General features: G+C 38.2%; 1 protein-coding gene. It reads right to left on the reverse strand.

All coding sequences use genetic code 11. From position 1 onward, the window contains the following. Nucleotides 1-129: 129 nt before the first annotated feature. Nucleotides 130-1,179, reverse strand: a protein-coding gene (locus tag JCM21531_RS17275; protein ID WP_439644321.1) for an IS3 family transposase whose coding sequence is annotated in 2 segments (ribosomal slippage) — nucleotides 130-1,014 and nucleotides 1,016-1,179 — 1,049 coding nt annotated over the 2 segments. Because the reading frame shifts where the segments join, the coding sequence is not laid out codon by codon here. This gene is flagged as partial in the annotation.

Consider the following 1,179-nt stretch of genomic DNA (forward strand, 5'->3'; position numbering starts at 1 on the left):
TTAATTAAAAACGCAAGTAAACTTATCTCAATCCTTCACATTCAATACATATAAATTCTTTTTTCGTTCTGTTATCTCACAATAGCTACCTTCCAGCGAAGGCAGGAATTGGCGCAAAGCTCTAAAGCTTTATACGACTGCTTGAAACTGTTTGCAACACCCTGAATAATACTCTACTGGCGTTTTGTAGCCTAATGACTGATGGGGTCTATGGTTATTATAATATTCAACATAATCCCTAGTAATATGCCAGAGTTGGTGACCTGTTTCGCAATCCTCAAGATAAAGTTTTTCCCATTTGTAAGTTCGAAAAAAACGCTCTATCCTTTGGTTATCTAGTGCTCTTCCTTTCCCATCCATTGAAATTTTTATATTATTACTCTTTAGTAAGTTTATGTAATCATCATTTGTGAATTGCGATCCTTGATCGCTATTAATGATTTCCGGCTTACCGTACCGTTTTATTGCCTTCTGTATTGCCTCTATTACGAATCTCCTATCTAAAGTGTTTGATAGCTCAAACCCAACAATATAGCGGGAATACCAGTCTATTATAGCTACCATATACATAAAACCTCGCTTCATCCGACAGTATGTTATGTCTATAGACCATACCTGATTTGGATGCTCAATGTTTATGCCTCTTAGCAAATATGGGTACATATGCTTGCTATGCAAACGTTTGCTAAGATTAGGTCCCGGACAAAAACCATGGATTCCCATTTCCCTCATGTAACGCCTGGTTCGCTTTCGATTGACATTAATGTGATAATCTCGCTTTAAGATATTCGTCATCCTGCGATAGCCATACTCCGGATGACATGTATAAGTTTCATCGATAATACGCTTAATCAGGTGTTCCTCTTCTTTCACTGGGACTGGCTTGTAGTAAAGGCTCGTACGGTTAATTCCTAATAGCTCCGCTTGTTTTGTGATGCTAAGCTTCTTTTCTTCTCTGTCAATCATCTTCATACGGTCTTTTCGAGACTTAGATTCGGCCAGATTTTTTTTTAAGCCAGGCAACCTCATATGAAAGTTGCCCTATTTGCTTAAGCAGTTCGTCCTTCTCCTTTTCATACGACTGTTTGACCTTATCTATTTCATCAGTTTCCTTACTGAAAATTCTGCCTGCATTGCTTATGAATTCTGCTTTCCAGCGACTTAGCTGATTCGGATGTA

The sequence above is a fragment of the Acetivibrio straminisolvens JCM 21531 genome, assembly GCF_000521465.1.
In the GTDB taxonomy this organism is placed as follows: domain Bacteria; phylum Bacillota; class Clostridia; order Acetivibrionales; family Acetivibrionaceae; genus Hungateiclostridium; species Hungateiclostridium straminisolvens.